This is a genomic window from Streptomyces sp. NPDC004658 (assembly GCF_040609555.1).
In the GTDB taxonomy this organism is placed as follows: Bacteria; Actinomycetota; Actinomycetes; order Streptomycetales; family Streptomycetaceae; genus Streptomyces.
In genome coordinates, this window is the sequence record NZ_JBEXKG010000303.1 from 1 (window position 1) to 4,673 (window position 4,673).

The window sequence follows — 4,673 nt, forward strand, 5'->3', positions numbered from 1 at the left end:
ATCAGCGACCCAGTCTGCCGCCACCCCCGACCCCGTCCTGGTCGTCGACTTCGGCGCGCAGTACGCCCAGCTCATCGCCCGACGCGTCCGCGCCACCGGCGCCGGTGAGGTGTCCTCGGCCGGTTCCGAGGAAGCGCCGGGGAACCGCGGCAGCGGCGGCGCGCAGGTGGCCGGGCGGGCACAGGCCCCCGGTACGGGGGGCACGCAGGCGTCCGGCCAGGCAGGCACTGCCGGGGCCGGCGGGATGTCCGCGCCTGGAGAGACGAGGGCAAGGGGCGGGTCCGCGCCGGCGCAGGCCGGGAACCCCCGGACCGGTGGCGGGTCCGCGTCCCGGCCGGCCGAGGGCTCCGGCCCCGGTGCCGTACCCCGGGCCGGACTGACGGACGACCGGCAGGCCGGGCGGACGAACGACCGGGCCACGCCCGGGGCCTGGAGTCCCATGGCTCCCGCCCATCCCGTGCGCCCGGCGCCCGACCCCGCTCACTCCTGGGCGGCCGGGACCGGCGGGCGGCCGTTCGTGTCGTTCGGGGAACCCGAGGGGTTCGGGGGGCGGACGCGTCCCCGGGTCGGGGCGCGCACCGTCGCCGCCGCGGCCTGCCTCGTGCTCGGGTTCGGACTCATCGGCGGTGCCGCGACCGGGAGTTGGCTCACCGGGGACGGCGGGCCGGACGGCGCAGGGAACGCCTTCGGCACCGCCCGGACCCTCTGGCACAGCGTGCCCGTGGACGAACTGTTCCCGCCCACCGTCCAGGGCACGGGCGCCGGCCCCGGCGGCGCCGACCGCACCTGGACCCGGATCGCCGTGGCCCGGGACAGCGGCTGCGCGCACGCCTTCGACCCGCTGCTGCACAAGGTCCTCGCCCCCGTCGGCTGCCAGCGGCTGCTGCGCGCCACCTACACCGACGCCACCCAGACCTACGTCACCACCGTCGGCCTGCTCTTCACCAAGGCCGACCCCGCCGCGATGTCCGCGCTCGCCGCCCGCTTCCGTGACGAACACCTGGACAGCCGCGCCGACCTGATGCCCCGGCCGTACGCCGCGGCCGGCACGGCCGCCGCCGGGTTCGGCGAACGGCAGCGGGCCTCGTGGACCGTGTCCGTCCTCACCGACGCCCCCGTCGTCGCCTACGCCGTCTCCGGCTGGGCCGACGGCCGTACCGTCGACACGCCCCAGCCCGCCGCGGACGCCGTCCGCTCCGGCGCCACCACGGCACCGGCCCAGGCCGGCCTCGGCAACGAGGCCCAGGGCCTGGCCGACCGGATCGAACGGCGTCTGCGCAAGACCGTCGGCACGGCCACGGAGAAGCCTTCATGAAGCACCCCGCCAAGGCGGCGGTGAGCCTGCTGCTCGCCGTCCCGCTCGCCCTGCTGCCGTCCGCCGCCGCACACGCCGACGGCATCCGCGCCCAGCAGTGGGGCCTCGGCGCCCTCCACCTGGACGAGGCCTGGCGGACCACCAAGGGCCGGGGCGTCACCGTCGCCGTGCTGGACACCGGCGTCGAGGCCGACCACCCGGACCTCGCGGGAAACGTCCTGCCCGACAAGGACATGATCGGCTTCGGCGCGGGCCCGGGCGACCGCACCTGGGCCCGGCACGGCACCGCCATGGCCGGCATCATCGCCGGGCACGGCCACGGACCCGGCGGCACGGACGGCGTCATGGGCGTCGCCCCCGAGGCGAGGATCCTGCCCGTCCGGGTGATCCTGGAGGACGGCGACCCCGCCCGCGCCAAGGCCCGTACCACCCGCGGCAACGCCCTCGCCGACGGCATCCGCTGGGCCGCCGACCACGGCGCCGACGTCATCAACCTCTCCCTCGGCGACGACTCGAACTCGGCCCATCCCGAGCCCGGCGAGGACGAGGCGGTGCAGTACGCCCTGAAGAAGGGGGTGGTCGTCGTCGCCTCCGCGGGCAACGGCGGCGACAAGGGCGACCACGTCTCCTACCCGGCCGCCTACCCGGGCGTCATCGCCGCCACCGCCGTGGACAAGTACGGCACCCGCGCCGCCTTCTCCACCCGGCGCTGGTACGCGGCCGTCAGCGCGCCCGGCGTCGACGTCGTCATCGCCGACCCCGACCACAAGTACTACGCGGGCTGGGGCACGAGTGCCGCCTCGGCCTTCGTCTCCGGCGCGGCGGCCCTGATCAAGGCCGCCCACCCCGGCCTTTCCCCGGCCCAGATCAAGAAGCTCCTGGAGGACACCGCGCGGGACGCCCCGGTCGGCGGCCGGGACGACTCCCGGGGCTTCGGCATGATCGACCCGGCGGCGGCCCTGAGGGCGGCCACGCGCATCCAGCCCCGGGACCTGAAGGCCGCGTCCTACCGCGAGAAGTACTTCGGCGCCGGCCCGGACACCCCCAGGGCCGCGAGCGGCCCCTCCGACTGGGCGGCCCCGCTCGCGGGCGGCGCGGGCGGGGTCCTGCTGGTGGCCGGCGTGATCCTGTGGCGGGGCCGCAGACACCCCGCCTGAGCCGCTATCCGGCGACGTACCCGATCTCCGGGTAGCGCGGTGCGGCGCCGTCCAGCAGGTGCCCGGTGTCGGGGCGGCCTCGCAACCGGAGGTCGAAGAAGGCCCGCACCGTGGCCCGCACGGCCGCCACCGCCCGGTCGGCGGAGATCGTGCCGACCTGCAACGGCAGCCCGGGCGGGAGCTGCGGGGCGAGGGCCACGAGGTCGGTGAAGGAGTGGTGCCCGGCGTCCGCGAGCCGCAGACAGCGGCGCCAGCCGCGCAGGTTCCGCCACAACTCGCGCCAGGACGCGTCCTTGTTCAGCCCGTCGTGCACCGCCGTGTCCATCAGCAGGAACGGCCGGTCCAGGCCGCGCCCGACCACCGGCCCGGACACCGTGCCGTCCAGGTCGGCACCGGCCCGCACCCGCGGGTCGAGGTCCATGACGGCCGCCGCCGCGGCACCGCCCCGGGAGTGACCGAAGGCGCCCACGCGGGTGAGGTCCAGGGCGCCGCGCAGCCCGCGCGGGAGCCGGCGCCGCCCGGCGTCCGGATTGCCGCCCCGGACCAGGAGGGCCAGGGAGTCGAGCACGAACCGCAGGTCGGCGGCGCGCACCGCGACCGCGGCGGCGATGGCGTCCGCATCCCCGGCGCCGTGGGAGAGCACCACACGGCCGTCGGGGAACTCCACCTCGCCCGAGTCGTAGGGGTGGTCGACCGTGACCACGGCGTACCCCCACGACACCAGCTCCTCGACCACCAGGGTGTTGAACGTGCGGTCCTCGGCCGCGCCCGGGGAATACAGGAGCACCGGCCGGCGGCCCGGCCGGGCCGGAGCGCGGTCCGCGGTGTGCGTCCGCGGGAGCACGTAGGAGTCCAGAGCACCGCCGTACCCTGCCTTCAGCGCCCGTTCGGCACCCGGCGGCAGCCACGGCAGCAGCGGGCGGTCCCGGACGTCCACGGCCGGATAAGTGACGGTCGCCATCAGCTCACGCGGCCCTCCCGACCACGGATCGGTCCGCGTCCCGTCGACCAGGTGCAGCTCCACCGCGCCCACCGGGGCGGGCCCGGTCGGCCCGGCCAGCCGCAGCTCGGTCGCCGCCGCGGCGTGCGCGGCCGTCGGCAGGGGAACGGCGGCGGCGACGACTGCTCCGAGGCCACCGGCTACGAGGGAACGGCGAGTGGGGCGTAGGAGAGGCACCGCGCTCCTTCCGCGGCCGGACCGGGGCATCGGCAGAGAGGGCCCCGTGCTCCGGCCTGGTTCGTCGTCAAGTCCCCTGCAGCCTAAGGCACTTGCCGCCCACCGGATCAGCTGGGGCCGAACGCCGACACCGCTGCCCGCGCCGCCGCCTCCACCAGGGAGACGCCCCGCGCCTGGCTCGCCGTGCCGTCCGACAGCACCGCCACCAGGTAGTCGGTCCCGTCCACCGTCACCCGGCCGATGCTGTTGACGTCCCACAACCCCGTGGTGCTGCGCGGCAGCCATCCGTTCTTCAGCGCCCAGGAGTTCCCCTCGGCGGCGGCCGACACCCCCCACCGCTGGTCGGGCTCGACGGACCTCATCAGCCCCTGGAGATACGTCCGCGAGGCCGCGCTGAGTTTCGAGTCCGTACCGAAGACCTGCCGGAGGAGGACGAGTTGGTCCGCCGCGGTGGTCCGGGTCAGCCCCCACAGCCCGCCGTCCCCGCCGGTGGTCCGGGTCAGCCCGAAACGCTCGTTCGCCGCGTCCAGCCCGGCCGCCCCTCCGATCGTGCGCCACAGCGCGGTCGCGGACGCGTTGTCACTGTTCTCGATCATCTTCGTGGCGTACGCCCGCTCCCGCGCCGTGAGCCGCCGGCCCGCGTCCTGCGCCTGGAGCAGCAGCGCGGCCAGGATGTCGACCTTGACGATGCTCGCCGTGTCGAAGTCCGCGTCGCCGTACACGGCGCTCTGCCCGGACTCCGGCTCCAGCACCGCCGCCGACACCCGCGCGCCCGACGGCACCTCCACCCTCGCCATCGCGGCGCTCAGCGCCGCGTCCCGGTCCACCGCCGCGGGCTCGGTCACGGACGCCTCCTTCCCCGCCCCGGCCGAGGCGGTGACCGGGGGCGCCGCCGCCGACGATACGGCCACGGCCCCGGAGCGTGCCCGGCCCCTCACGTACACCGTGCCGCCGGCCGTGGCGCCTGCCCGCTCCCGGGCCTCGTCGCGGGACAGATTCTCACCGGGCACGGACGGCACTCCCT

At 76.5% G+C, this 4,673-nt stretch carries 4 protein-coding genes; 2 read left to right on the forward strand and 2 right to left on the reverse strand.

All coding sequences use genetic code 11. From position 1 onward, the window contains the following. The first annotated feature begins 244 nt into the window (after positions 1-244). On the forward strand, positions 245-1,315 hold the full coding sequence (locus tag ABZV94_RS40315) for a hypothetical protein (RefSeq protein WP_356349869.1): 1,071 nt from the start codon (positions 245-247) through the stop codon (positions 1,313-1,315). Beyond that, positions 1,312-2,472, forward strand: a complete 1,161-nt coding sequence (gene mycP / locus ABZV94_RS40320) for a type VII secretion-associated serine protease mycosin (RefSeq protein ID WP_356349865.1) — start codon at positions 1,312-1,314, stop codon at positions 2,470-2,472. The genes ABZV94_RS40315 and mycP overlap by 4 nt, the downstream gene beginning before the upstream one ends. A 4-nt stretch (positions 2,473-2,476) precedes the next feature. On the opposite strand, the gene ABZV94_RS40325 is transcribed toward mycP, so the two are convergent. Together ABZV94_RS40325 and ABZV94_RS40330 are read right to left on the reverse strand one after the other, a co-directional pair. After that, on the reverse strand, positions 2,477-3,649 hold the full coding sequence (locus tag ABZV94_RS40325; protein WP_356349867.1) for a lipase: 1,173 nt from the start codon (positions 3,647-3,649) through the stop codon (positions 2,477-2,479). 107 nt (positions 3,650-3,756) lie between these two features. Further along, positions 3,757-4,668, reverse strand: coding sequence for a serine hydrolase (locus tag ABZV94_RS40330; protein ID WP_356349871.1), 912 nt, complete (start codon positions 4,666-4,668; stop codon positions 3,757-3,759). Between the last annotated feature and the right edge of the window lie 5 nt (positions 4,669-4,673).

What these genes read in the sequence shown, in the direction of transcription:
- ABZV94_RS40315 (WP_356349869.1), top strand. Translation starts at nt 245, where the DNA reads ATGTCCGCGCCTGGAGAGACGAGGGCAAGGGGCGGGTCCGCGCCGGCG.
- mycP (WP_356349865.1), top strand. Translation starts at nt 1,312, where the DNA reads ATGAAGCACCCCGCCAAGGCGGCGGTGAGCCTGCTGCTCGCCGTCCCG.